Genomic DNA, 18,304 nt, shown 5'->3' with positions numbered 1-18,304 from the left:
GCCGTGCCGGGCGTTCCCCCGAGGCCACTGGCAGCTCTGCCGGATAAGTGGTATAACAAATCCATGGCTACGCGCCCCTCCCTATCCTAAGAGCACTCACTATGGAATTCACTGAAACCAGACGCCTGTATCAGCAACTGGCTGCCGAGCTTAAACAGCGTATTGAAAGCGGCCGCTATCCGGTCGGCGATAAACTGCCGGCCGAGCGCTACATTGCCGAAGAGATGAACGTCAGCCGTACCGTGGTGCGGGAAGCGATCATCATGCTGGAAGTGGAAGGCTACGTCGACGTGCGCAAAGGTTCCGGGATCCACGTGATGTCCAACCAGCAAAAGCATCTGGTGGTGCCGGGCGACAGCATTGAGTTTGCCACCGCCGGGCCGTTCGAGCTGCTGCAGGCGCGCCAACTGATTGAAAGCAACATCGCCGAATTCGCCGCTACTCAGGTCACCAAGCAAGACATCGTCCAACTGATGGAGATCCAGGAACAGGCGCGTAAGGAAGATCGCTTCCGCGACTCTCAATGGGATCTGAAATTCCACGTGCAGGTGGCGCTGGCGACTCAGAACACCGCCATGGCCACCATCGTGGAAAAAATGTGGGTTCAGCGGGTGAATAACCCTTATTGGATCAAACTGCATGAACATATCGACGATCGCTCGATCGCCAGTTGGTGCGACGATCACGATCAGATCCTCAAGGCATTGATACGCAAAGACCCTTATGCCGCCAAATTGGCCATGTGGCAGCACCTGGAAAACACCAAGCAAATGCTGTTCAACGCCACCAGCGACGATTTTGAATATAACGCAGACCGCTATCTGTTCGCCGATAACCCGGTGGTGCATCTGGACGGCATAACCACAGAAAATAAATAACCCAAGCGGTCAAAAACCGTCGGGTTATGTCAGGTATTGTAAAATCCGCTGAATCGATGCCTGAACGGCAATTTGCCGTGTAGTATTTCACCGCTGGCAACGTAGATTTCCCTGTTGCCAATCGTGCTATTTTGGTAAAGTTGAGCCACTTTTTTACCCTCTGCTACGGGGCGGGACGCGAATACATGCGCTGGTTGTTTGCCATGCTTATTGCTCTTTTTTGCTGGACCGGTTCGGTCTCCGGCCAAAAGCTATGCGCGGCACCTTCCAAAGCAACCCCCACAGCACTGAGCAGTTTACCGTCGCTCGCCGATCCGTGGCTTTCCCCTTACGACCAGGTTTATCGGTCACCGGCAGAGCTGCAGCGTAAAAAGCCGGGCAAATTGCCGCTGCTGTTACCGCGGCTGCATTCCTACTCCGGCTCGCTGTCGACCTGCGCCCAATTACCGCCGGTCTATGCCCTGGCCGTAGAGCTGGGCCACCGCACCAAACCCCCGCGCCAGAACTCACCTGCGCTCAACCGGCTTGCCCAGGTCAACTGGACGCTGCATACCCCGCAGCAGCAAAACAGGCTAGGCGGCTGGAAAGAAAGTAATATGCTTTATCGTGGCACGCTGACTTACCACTCATGACCGGTGTCGCACCGACTAGAATCCACTAAAAGCAACGCCGTTTCATCATTATCAGCAGCCAGCATCGCCCGCACGCTTTCGGCCCACACCCGATCAGCCGCTGAGATAAAAACAAACAATGACGTTTTAGGAACACCGGATGGACATCATTAAAGAACTGTTACATGCCTTATGGCAGCAGGATTTTGAGACGCTGGCGAACCCTTCGCTGGTGTGGACCCTCTACGTGCTGCTGTTTATGATCCTGTTTTTGGAGAACGGCCTGCTGCCGGCAGCGTTTCTGCCAGGGGACAGCCTGTTGATCCTGGTAGGCGTACTGATCGCCAAAGGCACCATGAATTTCCCGCTCACCATCCTGATCCTGACCGTTGCCGCCAGTTTGGGGTGCTGGGTCAGCTACATACAGGGTAAGTGGCTCGGCAATACCCGAACGGTACAGGGCTGGCTTTCGCATCTGCCGGCTCACTATCATCAACGGGCACACCAGTTATTCCACCGCCACGGGCTGTCCGCGCTGTTGGTGGGTCGTTTCCTGGCGTTTGTCCGCACCCTGCTGCCGACCATTGCCGGCCTGTCCGGTCTGAGCAATGCGCGTTTCCAGTTCTTTAACTGGATGAGCGGCCTGCTGTGGGTGGTGATCCTCACCTCGCTGGGCTTTGCATTGGGCAAAACCCCGGTATTCCGCAAGTATGAAGACCAACTGATGTTCTGCTTGATGCTGCTGCCGCTGGTGCTGCTGGTGGTAGGGCTGGTGGGCTCGCTGATCGTTCTGTGGCGCAAGAAGCGCGCCGACAGCCAGGATCAGGGGAAAGGGGCGTGACGATCAAGCGCCCGCGCTGGCAGTATGTTTTGCTGATTGCGCTCGCTTTGCTGGCGCTTGCCACGCTATTGGTGCCCTGCATGGTGCGAACCGAAAGCGAACTGCGCATTCGTGTGGGCCAGCAAGGCCTTTCGCTGCCTGACGGTTTTTATGTCTATCAACGGCTGGATCAGCGCGGTATTCGCATCAAAAGCATCACCCCGGAAGGCGATGGCCTGGTGATCCGCCTGGACTCACCGGAACAACAGTTGCTGGCACGTGAAGCCTTGCAAACTATTTTGCCACCGGGGTATATCATCGCCCTGAGCGAATCCCCAGTGCCGACGCACTGGGTACGTGAATTTGCACGCTCCCCCCTTAATCTGGGATAATACCCTTTCATATGAAAGGGTTTCCCTTCATATCACCGCCCTGTTCAATTAATCATCAATCACCAGCGAACTGTGGCGGATTCTTTGGGGTCTTCACGATTTATGGCTATGCTCAAGGTTAGCGTCAGTCAGCTACGTAAGACTCCTGTCGCACTGCCCACGTGGGCAGTCAGGAACAGCGGATGCATGCCAATGCATCCCAATAACAAGGAATTGATAGCATGAAATTACGCCAATCGATGTTACTGGCCCTCCCATTCTTCGTCTTCCCGGCCCTGTCGTTTGCGGCAGAAGGCGGCTGTGCAGCCAAAGCACAAGAGATTCAAAAGCAGATTGATTACGCCACCCAGCACGGCAATACCAACCGTATCGCCGGGTTGAAAACGGCGTTGGGCGAAGTGCAGACCCATTGCACCGAAGCCGGTCTGCAGGCCGATCGCCAGAAAAAAATCGATGAGAAACAAAGCAAGGTCGCCGAGCGCCAGCAGGAGCTGAAAGAAGCCCAGCAGACCGGCAACCTGGATAAAGTCGCCAAAAAACAGAAAAAACTGGCTGAAGCTCAAGCCGAGCTTAAGCAAGCCCAAGCGGAATAATTTTTACGCCAGCGGATTTATCGATGAGAGCCGCACCATGCGGGATTTTTATCGAATTTAAAATGGATGCTTAGTGATATCAACTATTCATCCCCCCTTTGCTCCGGCGAAAAAATCCGCTATGTTAAAACTCTGTTGAAGTTAACGTTAAGGAATAATCACATGGCACATGATTCAAATGCAGAAAACTTACGCGCTGAACTTAAATCCTTAGCCGATACGCTGGAAGAAGTGCTGAACTCTTCCACTGATAAGCCAAAAGCCGAACTGGAAAAGCTGCGTTCCAAAGCGGAAGGCGCGCTGAAGGATACCCGTGCTCGCCTGAGCGATGCCGGGGACAAAATCGCTTCCCAAACCAAACAGATCGCCGGCCAGGCGGATGATTACGTGCGTGACAATCCGTGGACCGGTATCGGTATCGGCGCTGCTGTCGGCGTGGTGCTGGGCGTTCTGTTAGCGCGCCGCTAATTATGGCTGAACAACAACCGCAAGTTCGTGCACAGGGCCCCGCCAAGGGGGTCCTGGATGTCGCCCAGCGCATCATCACTATTCTGGTCGGTATGGTGGAAACCCGTGTCCGTCTGGCGGTGGTCGAGTTGGAAGAGGAGAAGGCCAACCTCATTCAGTTGCTGATCATGGCCGGCATGACTCTGCTGTTCACTGCCTTTGGCCTGATGAGCCTGCTGATCCTGATTTTCTGGGCTATCGACCCCATCTACCGTCTGATGGCGTTAGGGGCCACTACCGGGGTGCTGTTGTTCCTGGCCGTGTTCGGGGCCATTTGGACGCTGGTCAAGGCTCGCCGCTCCACCCTGCTGGGCGCCACACGCAAACAGTTGGAAATCGACCGTTCCGAGCTGGAGGGGGAAAAATGAACCGCCGCCGCTACCTGGAATGGAGAAAAGAGAAGCTAATCCGCAAGATCCAGCAGCAGAGGCTGGATCTTGCGGAAAACAAAACCCTGTGGCTGGAAAAGACCGAGCGTATCGATCGCGGCTGGCAAACGGTTTTCGGCCTGCGTAAATACCTGGTGGTCGGCTCCAGCGTGATGGCCCTGTACGGGATCCGCCATCCGAGCAAGCTGATTCGCTGGTCACGCCGCGCTTTTGGTGCCTTTGGTACCATTCGTTTGATCCAGAAAACCTTTTCCAGCAAATAACCCTTCGCCGTTCATTCAATTCTTCCGATGTTTTGCCCGCCTTTTCACAGAAAATTTCCGTTTCTGTCGGTGAAGGCTGGGCAACATTCTGATTCCCTTCTTTTTGTTAGCAGGCTAAAGATTCAATTTTTTTGAAAAAATACGACAGTTTTACTTGCTAACAAAGCATACGCTTCCCGATTAACATTCACTCCATCGACACGAAACGGGCAGGACAGGGTCAGATACCCCCGCATACCGCCCTTCGACATGAAAACGCCAAGACTGGCAAACAAAAATCACTTTGGAGTCAATGATGAAAAAATTAGAAGATACAGGTTTGCTGGTTGCGCGTATTTTGATGCCAATCCTGTTTATCGTGGCAGGCTACGGCAAAATGGGTGATGCCTATGCCGGCACCCAACAGTACATGCAATCGATGGGCGTCCCTGGCTTCTTGCTGCCACTGACCATCCTGCTGGAGTTTGGCGGCGGTCTGGCCATTTTGTTCGGTTTCCTGACCCGCACCGTAGCGCTGTTCACCGCCGGTTTTACTGTGCTGACCGCGTTACTGTTCCATACTAACTTTGCTGAAGGCGTAAACCAGCTGATGTTCATGAAGAACCTGACCATCGCCGGCGGTTTCCTGGTTCTGGCCGTTGCCGGTCCAGGCGGTTTCAGCATCGACCGTCTTCTGAACAAGAAGTGGTAAGCTTGTAATACCGACACAGGGGTCCGGCATGCCGGGCCTTTTGCTTTTTTACTCGGACACCAAGGAGATCCCCATGGGACAACTCGTCGATGGCGTTTGGCAAGACATCTGGTATGACACCTCATCCACCGGAGGCCGTTTCAAACGCTCAACCTCTCAGTTCCGCAACTGGGTGACCGCCGATGGTCAGCCGGGCGAACATGGAGTCGGGGGTTTTAAAGCGGAGAAGGATCGTTATCACCTGTACGTTTCACTCGCCTGTCCCTGGGCGCACCGCACTCTGCTGATGCGCAAGTTGAAGGGGCTGGAGCAGATTATCCCGGTTTCCGTGGTGCATCCGCTGATGCTGGAAAACGGCTGGACCTTCGGCACCGACTTCCCTGAAGCGACCGGCGACAGCCTGTATCACTCAGATTTCCTCTACCAGCTTTACCTGCGCGCCGACCCGCACTACACCGGCCGCGTGACGGTACCGGTGCTGTGGGACAAGCAGCAACAGACCATTGTCAGTAATGAGTCCGCCGATATCATCCGCATGTTCAACAGCGCATTCGATGGCGTTGGCGCACGGGCCGGCGACTATTATCCTGCGGAGCTGCGCGGAAAAATTGATGAGCTGAACGGTTGGATTTACGACCAGGTGAACAACGGGGTGTATAAGGCCGGTTTCGCCACCAGCCAGGAAGCCTATGACGAAGCGGTGAACGGGGTATTTGACGCGCTGGCGCGGCTGGAGCAAATCCTGGGGCAACAACGTTACCTGACGGGCGATCGCCTGACCGAGGCTGACCTGCGCCTGTGGACCACGCTGATACGCTTCGATCCGGTGTATGTCACCCATTTTAAGTGCGACAAACACCGCATTAGCGATTACCTCAACCTGTATGGCTTCCTGCGTGACATTTACCAGATGCCGGGCATGGCCGAAACCGTCAGCCTGCCGCACATCCGCAATCACTACTACCGCAGCCACGCCACCATCAATCCGCACGGCATCATTTCTATCGGGCCGGCGCAGGATCTCGATGAACCACACGGCCGCGACACGCGTTTCGGTTAACGCTTTATCTCCCCTTGCCTGCCGGCAAGGGGAATCGCTTATTGCCGTTCCAATTGGGCAAACAACCTTGGGATCTCGCGCAGGAACCAGGCTTTGGCCTCGCCCATGCTGTCACGCCGCCAGGCCATGATAATGTCAACTTCGCGGCTGTACTCCGGCCCCACCACCCGCAAACGCCCTTCTTCGATATCTTTCTCGACCATCGGGTAAGGCATGGTCGCTACGCCCAGACCGGCTAACAGGGCCAGGCGTTTGTCTTCAATGGTGCTTACCGTCAGACGTTGCTGTTTATCCAGCAATTGTACGGTCAATACCGGGCGTTCACGGGCGGTATCCGCTACCGCAATGCCGCGATATTTCACGCGCGTGACTTCCGACAAGGGTTCCGGTTCCAGATGGATCGGATGGTCCGGCGCAGCCACATACACGCTCATCACTTTGTACAGTTTACGGGTGTTAATTTCTGACGAAGCGCGAAAGTGCATGTCAGGGGCGACCACGATATCGGCACGCCCCTGCTCCAGCCGTTCCCAGGCCCCGGCCAGCACCTCGGTGAAAATCGACACCTGGGTATTGGCCTTCAGCGCCAGCTTATCGACCAGCGGGAACAGCTTGCTTGGCGGCGACAACGCCTCGCTGACAATCGTCAGGTGAGTTTCCCAACCGCGCGCCAGTGCTTCGGCGTCGGTGGTCAACTTATCTGCCGCCTCCAGCAGCACCCGCCCGCGTTCCAACAGCATACGCCCGACATTGGTGAATTTGGTGCGGTGGCCGGAGCGGTCAAACAGCACCACGTCCAATTCTTCTTCCAATTTTTGCATGGTGTAGCTGAGCGCCGAAGGCACGCGCCCCAGCTCATCGGCTGCCGCAGCAAAGCTGCCACGTCGGTCGATCGCATCCATAACCCTTAACGCTTCAAGCGTTAACGCCCGATCTCTGGCCATCGAATCTCTCTGTCAGGAAATTTGAATATGCCGACCAGATTAACTGGCTAACAATCCGGCGTCCAGATGCTTACCATTTAGATAATGAATTTAGAGAGCCGATTGCCATGATCACATGCAGAACAGCAAAACAATGCGGGCAAGCTGACTTTGGTTGGCTGCAGGCTCGCTACACCTTTTCTTTTGGACATTACTTCGATCCCAAGCTGATGGGCTACGCCTCGCTGCGGGTACTCAATCAGGAAGTGCTGGCGCCGGGCGCAGCTTTGCAGCCGCGCACTTATCCGAGCGTGGATATCCTGAACTTGATCCTGCAGGGCCAGGCGGAATACCGCGACAGCGACGGCAACACGGTTAGCGCCAAGGCCGGTGAGGCTTTGCTGCTGGCCACCCAGCCGGGGCTGAGTTACAGCGAACAGAACGCCAGCAGTGACACGCCGCTGACCCGTCTGCAGCTGTGGTTGGATGCCTGTCCAGATACCAATAACGAGCATGTGCAGCGCCTGACGCTGCCGCCGGGCGGCGTGACGCTACTGGCCTCGCCGGACGGCGCTCAGGGCAGCCTCCAGCTGCGCCAACAAGTGTGGATCCATCATCTGGATTTGCAGGCAGGCGAGCAGCAGACGCTGGCGTTGAACGGGCCCCGTGCCTACCTGCAGTCGATCCACGGCACCATTAAAGCTCAGGGCGACCACCACGACGGCCAGAGCCTGACCTGTGGTGACGGAGCCTTTATCCGTGAGGAGAACCGCCTGACAATCCGCGCCGAAACGCCGCTGCGGGCGTTGCTGATCGACTTGCCGGTGTGAGTGATATCCAGAAAGGAAAAAACCCCGCGTAACTTGCGTTACGCGGGGTTTTCTTTATAGAGGGAGCTGACCGGTAAGCCGGGTTCTGTCGTGGACAGTCATTCCTCTAGGCCAGCAATCGCTCACTGGCTCAAGCAGCCTACCCGGGTTCAGTACGGGCCGTACCATGTGAACCCCTATTTGGCCTTGCTCCGGGTGGAGTTTACCGTGCCACGAACTGTTGCCAGTCGCGCGGTGCGCTCTTACCGCACCCTTTCACCCTTACCTGATCCCACTTGCGCGGGCCATCGGCGGTTTGCTCTCTGTTGCACTAGTCGTAGGCTTGCGCCTCCCAGGCGTTACCTGGCACCCTGCCCTATGGAGCCCGGACTTTCCTCCCCTCCATCTGTCTCCCCCGAAAGGGACGGCAATGAAGCGGCGACTGTCTGGTCAACTCCGGCGCGGATAGTAGCGTTGCGCTCACGGCAGGTCAACCGCTTTACTGTTCTTGTTGCTCCAACGCGTATTTATACAACGCATTTTTCTTCACGCCGTGGATCTCCGCAGCCAGCGCCGCCGCCTTTTTCAGCGGCAATTCTTTTTGCAGCAGCGCCAGCGTACGCAGCGCCTCCAGCGGCAGTGCATCGTCCTGTACTTTATGGCCTTCAACGATCAGCACCATCTCGCCACGGCGGCGCACTTCATCTTCCTTGACCCAGGCCAGCAATTCGCCGACCGGCGCACCGGTGATGGATTCCCAGGTTTTGGTCAGCTCACGCGCCAGCACCACATAACGTTGCGGCCCCCACACGGTCACCATGTCCTGCAAACTTTCCAGCAGGCGGTGGGTTGATTCGTAGAAAATCAGCGTGCGCGGTTCCTCTGCCAGCGCCATCAGCGTATCCTTACGCCCCTTGGTTTTCGCCGGCAGGAACCCTTCGTAGCAGAAGCGGTCTGAAGCCAGGCCGGCAGCACACAGCGCGGTGGTTGCTGCACAGGCGCCCGGCAGCGGTACCACGCGGATGCCGGCTTCGCGGCAGCGACGTACCAGGTGATAACCGGGATCGTTAATCAAAGGCGTTCCGGCGTCGGAAACCAGCGCTATGCTCTGGCCTTCCTGTAATTTCGCCAGCAGTTGATCTGCCTTTTGCTGTTCGTTATGGTCATGCAGCGCAAACAACCGCGCGCTAATCGCAAAGTGTTGCAACAGCAACCCGGTATGGCGCGTGTCCTCCGCCGCAATCAGATCAACGCTTTTCAGTACCTCTAACGCACGGTGGGTAATATCCCCTAAATTGCCGATTGGGGTGGGCACCACATACAGCGTTGATGCAGAAATGACTGATTGTTGGTGTTGATTCATTGTTTCATCCGGATTGCCGATTTAATATTAAGCATCTTGAAAAAAACATCACTGGATACAGTATGCTTTCCTCAACATTCGTTCGTACCAAAGCAGGGCGTTCAAAGCCTGTCCGACTTACCGCAGTCATCGCGGCCGCCCTTTTCCTTGCAGGCTGCCCGAGTCAGGCCCCGCAGACGCCGCCCGCTAATATACAGGACGAAGCGAGCGCCAGTTCCGATTACTATCTGCAGCAGTTGCAGCAAAGCAGCAATGATAACAAGGCTGACTGGCAATTACTTGCTATTCGCGCGTTGCTGCGTGAAGGGAAACTGCCGCAAGCCGGTGAACAACTGAACCAACTGCCGAAAAACCTCAGCAGCGTTCAACTGGTGGAACGCCAGTTGCTGAGCGCCGAGCTGCAGGTCGCGAACAAAAGCTACGTCGCTGCCCGCACGACGTTGAGCCATCTGGATACCGGCTCGCTGTCTGCCAACCAGTTGGTGCGCTTCTACCAGGCGCAGATCGCGGCCAATCAGGGGAAACCTTCCCTGCCGCTGATCCGCGCTTATATCGCACAAGAGCCTTTGGTGACTGGCAAGGCGCATCAAACCAATCTGGATCAAACCTGGCAGGCCCTGCTGCAGCTGACGCCGCAGGACATGAACAGCCTGGTGATCAACGCCAATGAAAATGTGCTGCAGGGGTGGTTGGATCTGCTGCGCGTTTATCAGGACAACAAGCAGGACCCCGACCTACTGAAGGCCGGTATTAAAGACTGGCAGAACCGTTACCCGCAGAATCCGGCGGCGAAAACGTTGCCGACGCAGTTGAACCAGGTGCTGAACTTCACCCAGGCTTCTACGTCGAAAATCGCGCTGCTGCTGCCGTTGAACGGTCAGGCAAAAGTGTACGCCGACGCGATCCAAAAAGGGTTTGAAGCGGCGAAGAACGGTGTGACGCCTTCGGCGCCGGTGCAACAACAGCAACAGCAGCCAACCAGCGAGCCCGTGCAGGCTCCAGCCTCGACGGATCCTAATGCCAACGGTGCAGTAAGCACTTCGGCGCCACCTGCAGATGCCGCTCCGGTAACCGCCGCTCAACCTTCCACCCCATCCACCGCGCCGATTACGCCGCCGCAGGCCGTTAACGCGCAAATTAAGGTGTATGATACCTCCAGCCAACCACTGGCCGCGCTGTTGACGCAGGCGCAGCAGGATGGCGCAACCCTGGTGGTCGGCCCACTGCTGAAAGAAAACGTAGATCAACTGGCGAGCAGCACCACTACCCTGAACGTCTTGGCGCTCAACCAGCCGGAAACGCCGAAAGACAACCCGAACATCTGTTACTTCGCGCTTTCACCGGAAGATGAAGCGCGTGATGCCGCCCGCCACATCTGGGAACAACAGAAACGGCAGCCGCTGTTGCTGATCCCCCGTGGTGCCTTCGGCGATCGCGTTGCCAAAGCCTTTAATCAGGAGTGGCAGAAGCTGGGTGGCCAAACGGTATTGCAGCAAAATATCGGTTCCGCCGGTGAATTGCGCCAAATGGTGAACAGCGGCGGCATTCGCATGTCGGGTACGCCAATCTCCGCCGCACCGGCACCGCAGGCCGTTACCATTGCCGGGCTGACCATCCCTGCACCGCCAAACGATACGCCTGCAGCCAGCGGCGGCAGCGTAGATTCGGTTTATATCGTCGCGACCCAGTCCCAACTGACGCTGATCAAACCGATGATCGACATGGCGACCAACTCGCGCAGCAAACCGGCGATGTACGCCAGTTCGCGCAGCTACCAGGCCGGCGCCGGTCCGGACTTCCGCCTGGAAATGGAAGGTTTGCAGTTCAGCGATATTCCGTTGCTGGCCGGAGCCAACCCGCAGTTGTTGCAGCAGGCAAGCAGCCAGTTCCGCAACGACTATTCGCTGGTGCGTCTGTATGCGATGGGGATGGATGCCTGGACATTGTCCAACCACTTTGCTGAAATGCGCCAGTTGCCGGGCTTCCAGGTCTCCGGCACCACTGGCATGCTCACCGCCTCTCCGGGCTGTGTGATCAACAGAAAGCTGCCTTGGCTGCAATACCGTCAGGGCATGGTCGTTCCGGTCTCTTGAGTCAACGCGCCACAGGGGCGGGCTATGAGTTACAGGCCCGCCACTATCTGGAACGCGCCGGGCTCACCTTCTTCGCCGCCAACGTTACGCTGCGCGGCGGTGAGCTCGATCTCATCATGCGCGACGGCCAAACCTGGGTGTTCGTTGAAGTGCGCTACCGCCGTAACGACGCGTTTGGCGGTGCCGCCGCCAGCGTCACTTATCGCAAGCAGCAGCGGTTGCTGCATGCCGCCGCCGTTTGGCTGGCGGGGCGCGGAGCCAGTTTTGACACATCGTCTTGCCGTTTTGATGTTTTGGCCATCACCGGTAGCCAGTTAGAATGGATACCCAACGCCTTCAATGCGGATTAAACGTGGTTTACCGGTGCAGACCGGCCCTTTGACTTAGTGGATTAATACAACGTGCTGGATAGAATTAAAGCCTGTTTTACCGAAAGCATCCAAACCCAGATTGCGGCGGCGGAAGCTTTGCCCGACGCCATCTCGCGTGCAGCAATGACGCTGGTTCAATCTTTACTTAACGGTAACAAGATTCTGTGCTGCGGCAACGGCACCTCGGCAGCCAACGCGCAGCATTTCGCCGCCAGCATGATTAACCGCTTTGAAACCGAGCGCCCAAGTCTGCCGGCCATCGCCCTGAATGCCGATAACGTGGTGTTGACGGCGATCACCAACGATCGCCTGCACGATGAAGTGTATGCCAAACAGGTCCGTGCGCTCGGCCACGCCGGTGACGTATTGTTGGCAATTTCCACCCGCGGCAACAGCCGTGATATTGTGAAGGCGGTCGAAGCCGCCGTGACGCGTGACATGACGATTGTCGCGCTTACCGGTTACGACGGTGGGGAACTGGCCGGCTTGCTCGGCCAGCAGGATGTCGAGATCCGCATTCCTTCTCACCGCAGTGCACGGATCCAGGAAATGCATATGCTGACCGTAAATTGCCTATGCGACCTGATAGATAATACGTTGTTTCCCCACCAGGACGATTAAGGAACTGAGATGAAGCTGAAAGCCACATTTGCAGTGCTGTCCAGCGCCCTGCTGTTACAAGGCTGTATTGCAGGCGTTGTCGTTGGCAGCGCCGCCGTTGCCACCAAAACTGCCACCGACCCACGCAGCGTGGGCACACAGGTAGACGATGGTACGCTGGAAGCTCGGGTTGAAAACGCCCTGAGCAAAGATCAGCAACTGAAGAAAGATGCCAGGGTGGTTGCCACCGCCTATCAGGGTAAGGTCTTGCTGACCGGCCAATCGCCAAGTACCGATCTGGCGGCCCGCGCCAAACAGATCGCCATGGGCGTTGAAGGCACGACCGAAGTGTATAACGAGATCCGTCAGGGGACGCCGGTCAGTCTGAGCACCGCCTCTTCCGATACCTGGATCACCACCAAAGTCCGTTCACAGTTGCTCACCAGCGATACGGTGAAGTCATCCAATGTGAAAGTCACTACCGAAAACGGCGAAGTGTTCTTGCTGGGCCTGGTCACGCAACAGGAAGGCCAGTCTGCGGCACAGATCGCCAGCCAGGTCAGCGGCGTGAAACACGTCACCACCGCCTTTACCTTCGTGAAATGATGTTTGCCGGGGTCGAGGGTTCAGCGTTGCCTGATGCCCTCATCCCGGCCCCACTCAATCCAGCTTGTTCTCTTTCAAAAACCCTTCCCCACCCAATTGGCGCATCTGGCGCATGATCCACTGCTGTCGCTGTATCACATAGCCGGAAGGCGCATTGGCCTTGAAGCGATGCGGGTTGGGCAACACGGCCGCCAGCAGCGCGGCCTCAGAGGCGGTCAGGCGTTTGGCCGGTTTGTTGAAGTAGCGCTGTGACGCTTCCTCCACGCCGAACACGCCATCACCGAACTCGACGATATTGAGGTATACCGTCAGGATCCGACGTTTGGTCCACACCAGCTCAATCCCGGATGTCAGCCCGGCCTCCAACCCTTTACGCAGCCAACTGCGGCCGTCCCACAGGAACAGGTTCTTCGCCGTTTGCTGCGACAGCGTGGAAGCGCCGCGGATGCGCGCGGGCCGACGTTCATTGTGGCTGAATGCCTTTTCGATCGCGGCCACATCAAAACCCCAGTGATCCGGGAATTTCTGATCCTCCGCCGCCATCACCGCCAGCGCCATCTGCGGGGAAATCTCGTCCATCGACACCCAGTCGGAGTGCGCCACATAACCAAAATCGCCACTCAGCCAGGCGCCAATCTGCCGCTCTGCCATGACCGCAGAAAAAGGCACCGGCAGAAAAGCGAAGATTACGATGCCCAGCAACCACGCCCCGACCAGAGCGATCAATCCGCGTTTCAGCCAAAACCATGGCCGGGATAATATCGATTTGCCCGCCGACTTTCTCATTCAGCCAAATCCAGCACCCGTGAAACCAGCTTATCAATCCCGCGGGCGGCCTCACCGATCGATTTCGCCAGCATATAGGCCGGCGTGGTCACCACTTTGTTCTCAATATCCACCACGATATCGTCGACCGGGCAAATGACCGGCTCGCCGCCCATGGCATCAATCACTTCACCGAGGTCCGGATCGTTGCCAATGGTCAGCCGCACTTGCTGATCCAACAGCTTTGGCAACAGCGCCGGCGCAATGCACATAAAACCGATTGGTTTATTTGCCTTATGCATTTGCTGCGTTAGCTTGGCCAGATCCTTATCAATCCAGCATTCCGCCCCTTCGCTGGCAAAACTGCTGAGATTCTTCGCCGCACCAAACCCGCCGGGGACGATCAGGGCGTCCAACTGGTCGACGTCGGCCTGTGAAAGCGGCTGAACCTTGCCTCTGGCAATACGCGCAGACTCCAGCAAAACATTGCGTTCCCCTGCCATGACATCGCCAGATAAGTGATTAATAACATGAAGTTGAGGTTTATCAGGTGCAAAGCACACCGCTTGCGCCCCCGCCCGGTCCAATGCCAGCAGCGTCAGGACGGCTTCCTGGATCTCCGAACCGTCATAAACCCCGCAGCCACTCAGCACTACGCCCACGTTTTTCATCACCCTTCCTCCTGTTGATACTGTCAACTGGTTAGTGCTCGGAGTAGACAAACACTAATCTACATCACACATTTTAATGAATCTTCTAACAAGAGCGCTTACATTTGCTATGTTGTTGGCTGTATGATGTTTAGGAATTATCTACTACCTGCTCGACCAGAACACTAAATCCAATACGCAGGTTCACAATTTCCCTGGTGTTGGCGCAATATTCGCGCACCCCGGCCTAGGTCGGGGTCATTTTTTTTCAGCTTCCGCTACCCACTCACGCAGTACCTGCACGTCGTTGCGCCATTCCTGCTTCAACTCATCCACCCAGTCCTGCACGTTATCCCACCACGCCGGCAACGTCGGGGTTTGAATTTGCTGTGCCAGCTGTTGCAGATGACGCAGGCCCACCGAACCTGCGGCCCCTTTGATTTTGTGCCCCTCTTCCGTGATGCCTTTCTGGTCGCGCGCGGTCATATTGGAATCCAGCACCGCCAGATAGCCCGGCATCATTTGCTCAAACATCTCCAGGCTCTGATGAATCAACTGCGGCCCCACCAGGTCCATGTACTGTTCCAGCATGGTGGTATCCAGTAAAGACTCATTAATCTGCATCGTCTTTTGCTCCATTTTCTTTGTGGTGTGAGAGGGTTGATGATCCCAGTAATGTTTTATCACCTTGGTCAACGCCGGCACCGACAGCGGCTTGCTCAGCACGTCGTCCATTCCCGCGTCGAGGTACTCTTTTTTGTCTTTCAAGACGTTGGCGGTCAACGCAACCAGCGGCGGCAACGCCTGCCCGGCATAGCGTTCGCGCAACACTCGGGCGATATCCAGCCCGGTCATGTCCGGCAATTGGATATCCAGCAACACCAGATCGAATTCGTCCGGATCAAACATCGCCAACGCATCCTGGCCGTTCATCGCCACTTCCACGCTGTTGCCCAGTTTTTCCAACACCGAACGCGCCACAATCACGTTCAGCTCAATATCCTCTACCAGCAGAATATGCAGCGCCGGTAAGGGCAGCGCTTCTTCGGCCTGCGTCTCATTTTCGACTTCCCGCACCGCCGGAGCCTTGATGGTCAAGGTGAAGCAAGAACCGTGCCCTTGCACGCTGTTGACGGTGATATCACCGCCCATGCTCTGCGCCAGGCGCTTGGAAACCGCCAGCCCGATGCCGGTGCCGGTTGCCGGCCGACCACCGTGCTGATCTTTCACCTGATAATACATGGCGAAGATTTTGTCCTGCTCATCCTGCGGAATGCCCATGCCGGAGTCTTCCACCTCAAACACCAGCCGATCCTGCTCTTCACGCCGCACGCGCACCACAATTCGCCCCTGCGGGGTGAACTTCACTGCGTTGCCAATCAGGTTCCACAGGATCTGCCGCAGGCGGGTGCCATCGGTGATGATTTGCTGCGGCAGCGGTGGCTGCGGCTCCAGCACGAACTGCAGCCCTTTCGGTTGTGCCAACAGGCCGGAGAGGTTTTCCAGGTCAGCCAGGAAGCCGGTGAAGTCTACCGGTTGATTGTCGAGCTGCACTTTGCGCCGCTCGAGCTTATCCATCTCGATAATGTCGTTGAAGATATTGCCCAGGGTGATGGCGCTGACATGGATGGTTTTGAGGTATTTCAGTTGCTCGTCGTTTAAATCGGTATCGAGCAGAATGCGGCTCAACCCGACTATGCCGTTAAGCGGCGTACGAAGCTCGTGGCTGATCGTTGAGATGAAGGTGGTCTTGTCCCTGCTGGCGTTCTCCAGCGCGTCCTGATAGCGCTTACGCTCGGTTATATCGCGGCCAAAGCCCATCAGCCCTTGCCGTTTGCCCACGCGGTCGTAAAACGGCACTTTGCGCAGCTCGAAACAGGCCTTGCGGCCATCCGGGTAAACCAGCCACTGTTCATAGGTCAGTGACACGTTGTGGCGAAACACTTTCTCATCGGTTTCGATCACCTTTTCGGCGATTTCCTGGCCGTAGACGTCAAACGGCGTCAGGCCAATCAGCTGCTTTTCGCTTTTGCCGGTCAACAGCTCCATCGCGCGGTTGCAGCCGGAGAATTCTTTGTCTTCGTTGCGGTAGTACACCAGATCCGGCGAGGCATCGAGGAAGGAGCGCAACAGCGCCGACTGCTGACCCAGTTCGATTTGCGCCAGCTCACGCTGCTCCATCTCTCCCGTCAGCTTGTCCATCACCTGCTGACGCTCTTCTTCCGCCTTGATACGGTCGGCAATTTCCTGATTCAGTTGGCTAATGTTGTCCTTGAGCTGTTGATTCAGCTCCAGATCGCGGTGACGCATCTCTTCCAGCTTGTCCACCAGCCGTGTCAGGCGCTGGCGTGACTCCTCAAGCTGCTCGACCACCACCGAAAGAAAGTAGACCGCCCATGGCGTAATCAGCAGGCCGAAGAAGATTGAGCGCACCACGTCGATGCTTTCTACCTCGCCGCGCAGCAGCATGGTGACCGCCATCTGCACCACCATCGCCAGCACCACCAGCGCCGACGCCAGCAATAGCGAAAAGCGTACCAGCCCCAGTTTTACCATTAAATCAACGTAGTACTGGGCTAACACCCGGATTTGCTTCATAGCGGCTCCCATCAGACAGAATCGTTTAAATCATACCGTAAAACACCGGTGAGATGAGGAAGCAAACGCTGAAGTGTGGGAAAGATTGCAAATCAAAACAGCGATCAAGGGCGATACTGCCGCTTTTCATCCAATCGGCTGCCCTGGCCGCCATGGCGCTGCAGGTAGCCGCCGACCGCCTGCATGCCGTTCCAGCGGTTTTCGCACCATAATGGTGCCAACAGCGTCGGCCGACGCGCACTGGCGGAGATACGGTGATAGATCACTTCCTTCGGCGTGTGACGGATCATCTCCCCGGCGCTGACGGCATACTCCTCAAGTGACAGCTCGGGCAGCCTGCCCGCCAGCCAGGCCCGCGCCAGCGTACTGCCGGTAACGATATGCAGCGGATGCAGTTTGATGCCGTCCACGCCGCTGTCCACCACCTGTTGCAGCGTGGACAGATGGTCAGCAGCAGTCTCCCCCGGCAACCCGACAATCAGATGGCTGCACACCTTCAACCCACGCTCACGTGCCAGCCGGGCGGTGTGCTGATAACAGGAGAAATTGTGGCCGCGGTTAATGCGTTTCAGCGTTTTATCGTGCGCGGTCTGTAACCCCAGTTCCAACCAGACCTCGTAGCCCTGCTCACGGTAACTTGCCAGCAGATCGAGGGCGGCGAGCGGTACGCAGTCCGGCCGGGTGCCGACACAAATCCCGACCATATCCGCCTGATCCAGCGCCTGGCGGTACATCTCCGCCAGCAGGTTAACTTCTGCATAAGTACTGGTATAGGCCTGGAAATAGGCCAGATAGCGTTTTGCGCGGTTCACCCTGCCGGCCTGCAGCGCCAATTGTTCGGCGATGCTTTGGTGCTGCATCTGTTCATCGGCAAAAGAAGCGACATTGCAGAAGGTGCAACCGCCCCGCCCAAGCTGGCCGTCGCGGTTCGGGCAACTGAAGCCGCCGTGCAAGGTGAGTTTATGGATTTTTTCGCCGTATCGCCGCTGGAGGTCGGCACCAAACATATTGACTAATTGCGGCAACTGCATAATCTTGGAGATCTCTGTGCTCAAAGCCCGTGATGCTAATAAAAAACGGCTTTTCCCGCGATGACAGAGATCAACGCTTTCCCCGCAAGGCTTCACCAGGCATAACTATTCATTATAAATGCAAATAAAATCACTCGAGCCGAGATGAATTTTTCTTATTTCCACGCAACCGTTAACGCCAGTATGACAAAGCGATGAAAAATAGTTGCAAACAACAAAAAAGAATCAGTTATTAGAATAAAACTCTGGTATTCCCACCCGCACTAGCATGGTGCAGAGATTCAGGCGTTG

Annotated in this window: 21 protein-coding genes and 1 other RNA gene; 15 read left to right on the top strand and 7 right to left on the bottom strand. The window is 56.6% G+C overall.

Annotation, left to right across the window (positions count from 1 at the left end; all coding sequences use genetic code 11):
• The first annotated feature begins 101 nt into the window (after window positions 1–101).
• From exuR to ACGS9J_RS08340, 10 genes are all read left to right on the top strand, one after another.
• Window positions 102–878: a transcriptional regulator ExuR gene (exuR, locus tag ACGS9J_RS08385; protein ID WP_442230479.1), complete on the top strand. Its 777-nt coding sequence runs from the start codon at window positions 102–104 to the stop codon at window positions 876–878.
• A 185-nt stretch (window positions 879–1,063) separates the two neighbouring features.
• Entirely contained in the window at window positions 1,064–1,510 is a 447-nt protein-coding gene (locus ACGS9J_RS08380) for a hypothetical protein (RefSeq protein ID WP_442230478.1), read from the top strand.
• Between the two features lie 139 nt (window positions 1,511–1,649).
• On the top strand, window positions 1,650–2,330 hold the full coding sequence (locus tag ACGS9J_RS08375) for a DedA family protein (RefSeq protein ID WP_020831800.1): 681 nt from the start codon (window positions 1,650–1,652) through the stop codon (window positions 2,328–2,330).
• Complete coding sequence (mzrA, locus tag ACGS9J_RS08370; RefSeq protein ID WP_442230477.1) at window positions 2,327–2,701, top strand: EnvZ/OmpR regulon moderator MzrA; 375 nt, start codon at window positions 2,327–2,329, stop codon at window positions 2,699–2,701. Before ACGS9J_RS08375 ends, mzrA begins: the two co-directional genes overlap by 4 nt.
• 221 nt (window positions 2,702–2,922) lie before the next feature.
• Window positions 2,923–3,294, top strand: a complete 372-nt coding sequence (locus ACGS9J_RS08365) for a DUF1090 domain-containing protein (protein ID WP_442230476.1) — start codon at window positions 2,923–2,925, stop codon at window positions 3,292–3,294.
• A gap of 162 nt (window positions 3,295–3,456) precedes the next feature.
• Window positions 3,457–3,762, top strand: a complete 306-nt coding sequence (locus tag ACGS9J_RS08360) for a DUF883 family protein (RefSeq protein ID WP_037416411.1) — start codon at window positions 3,457–3,459, stop codon at window positions 3,760–3,762.
• Window positions 3,763–3,764: 2 nt separating this feature from the next.
• Entirely contained in the window at window positions 3,765–4,169 is a 405-nt protein-coding gene (locus tag ACGS9J_RS08355; protein ID WP_442230475.1) for a phage holin family protein, read from the top strand.
• A complete protein-coding gene (locus ACGS9J_RS08350) occupies window positions 4,166–4,453 on the top strand; it encodes a YqjK-like family protein (RefSeq protein ID WP_442230474.1) in 288 nt (95 codons plus the stop codon). Before ACGS9J_RS08355 ends, ACGS9J_RS08350 begins: the two co-directional genes overlap by 4 nt.
• A gap of 295 nt (window positions 4,454–4,748) precedes the next feature.
• On the top strand, window positions 4,749–5,144 hold the full coding sequence (locus ACGS9J_RS08345; protein ID WP_122080286.1) for a DoxX family protein: 396 nt from the start codon (window positions 4,749–4,751) through the stop codon (window positions 5,142–5,144).
• A gap of 73 nt (window positions 5,145–5,217) precedes the next feature.
• Complete coding sequence (locus ACGS9J_RS08340; RefSeq protein WP_442230473.1) at window positions 5,218–6,204, top strand: glutathione S-transferase family protein; 987 nt, start codon at window positions 5,218–5,220, stop codon at window positions 6,202–6,204.
• A gap of 38 nt (window positions 6,205–6,242) precedes the next feature.
• Here ACGS9J_RS08340 and ACGS9J_RS08335 read toward each other — a convergent pair whose 3' ends face one another.
• Window positions 6,243–7,148, bottom strand: a complete 906-nt coding sequence (locus tag ACGS9J_RS08335; RefSeq protein ID WP_442230472.1) for a LysR family transcriptional regulator — start codon at window positions 7,146–7,148, stop codon at window positions 6,243–6,245.
• Between the two features lie 107 nt (window positions 7,149–7,255).
• Between ACGS9J_RS08335 and ACGS9J_RS08330 the strand changes: the two genes are divergently transcribed.
• Window positions 7,256–7,957, top strand: a complete 702-nt coding sequence (locus ACGS9J_RS08330) for a pirin family protein (protein ID WP_442230471.1) — start codon at window positions 7,256–7,258, stop codon at window positions 7,955–7,957.
• 58 nt (window positions 7,958–8,015) lie between these two features.
• On the opposite strand, the gene rnpB is transcribed toward ACGS9J_RS08330, so the two are convergent.
• Together rnpB and rsmI are read right to left on the bottom strand one after the other, a co-directional pair.
• Window positions 8,016–8,394, bottom strand: an RNA gene (gene rnpB, locus ACGS9J_RS08325) — RNase P RNA component class A.
• Between the two features lie 41 nt (window positions 8,395–8,435).
• Entirely contained in the window at window positions 8,436–9,299 is an 864-nt protein-coding gene (rsmI, locus tag ACGS9J_RS08320; RefSeq protein WP_442230470.1) for a 16S rRNA (cytidine(1402)-2'-O)-methyltransferase, read from the bottom strand.
• A 62-nt stretch (window positions 9,300–9,361) separates the two neighbouring features.
• On the opposite strand from rsmI, the gene ACGS9J_RS08315 reads away from it, so the two are divergent.
• The 4 genes from ACGS9J_RS08315 to dolP are packed head-to-tail and all read left to right on the top strand — an operon-like array spanning window position 9,362 to window position 12,969.
• The gene (locus ACGS9J_RS08315) at window positions 9,362–11,392 is read left to right on the top strand and encodes a penicillin-binding protein activator (protein WP_442230469.1); all 2,031 of its coding nucleotides are present in this window, start codon (window positions 9,362–9,364) and stop codon (window positions 11,390–11,392) included.
• On the top strand, window positions 11,389–11,742 hold the full coding sequence (locus ACGS9J_RS08310; RefSeq protein WP_442230468.1) for a YraN family protein: 354 nt from the start codon (window positions 11,389–11,391) through the stop codon (window positions 11,740–11,742). Before ACGS9J_RS08315 ends, ACGS9J_RS08310 begins: the two co-directional genes overlap by 4 nt.
• A gap of 51 nt (window positions 11,743–11,793) precedes the next feature.
• Window positions 11,794–12,384, top strand: a complete 591-nt coding sequence (gene diaA / locus ACGS9J_RS08305) for a DnaA initiator-associating protein DiaA (RefSeq protein WP_020831820.1) — start codon at window positions 11,794–11,796, stop codon at window positions 12,382–12,384.
• Window positions 12,385–12,393: 9 nt separating this feature from the next.
• On the top strand, window positions 12,394–12,969 hold the full coding sequence (gene dolP, locus ACGS9J_RS08300) for a division/outer membrane stress-associated lipid-binding lipoprotein (protein WP_442230467.1): 576 nt from the start codon (window positions 12,394–12,396) through the stop codon (window positions 12,967–12,969).
• Window positions 12,970–13,023: 54 nt separating this feature from the next.
• Here the strand turns inward: dolP and mtgA are convergent, their stop codons facing one another.
• The 4 genes from mtgA to ACGS9J_RS08280 all read right to left on the bottom strand — a co-directional run bounded on the left by mtgA (window position 13,024) and on the right by ACGS9J_RS08280 (window position 18,013).
• Window positions 13,024–13,755, bottom strand: a complete 732-nt coding sequence (mtgA, locus tag ACGS9J_RS08295; protein ID WP_442230466.1) for a monofunctional biosynthetic peptidoglycan transglycosylase — start codon at window positions 13,753–13,755, stop codon at window positions 13,024–13,026.
• Complete coding sequence (elbB, locus tag ACGS9J_RS08290; protein WP_442230465.1) at window positions 13,752–14,405, bottom strand: isoprenoid biosynthesis glyoxalase ElbB; 654 nt, start codon at window positions 14,403–14,405, stop codon at window positions 13,752–13,754. Before elbB ends, mtgA begins: the two co-directional genes overlap by 4 nt.
• Before the next feature lie 237 nt (window positions 14,406–14,642).
• On the bottom strand, window positions 14,643–16,982 hold the full coding sequence (gene arcB / locus ACGS9J_RS08285) for an aerobic respiration two-component sensor histidine kinase ArcB (protein WP_442230464.1): 2,340 nt from the start codon (window positions 16,980–16,982) through the stop codon (window positions 14,643–14,645).
• A 104-nt stretch (window positions 16,983–17,086) separates the two neighbouring features.
• Window positions 17,087–18,013: a TIGR01212 family radical SAM protein gene (locus tag ACGS9J_RS08280; RefSeq protein ID WP_442230620.1), complete on the bottom strand. Its 927-nt coding sequence runs from the start codon at window positions 18,011–18,013 to the stop codon at window positions 17,087–17,089.
• Window positions 18,014–18,304 lie beyond the last annotated feature (291 nt).

The organism is Serratia quinivorans (assembly GCF_052113645.1).
Classification (GTDB): domain Bacteria; phylum Pseudomonadota; class Gammaproteobacteria; order Enterobacterales; family Enterobacteriaceae; genus Serratia; species Serratia quinivorans_B.
This window is presented reverse-complemented; position numbering and strand designations above follow the sequence as displayed.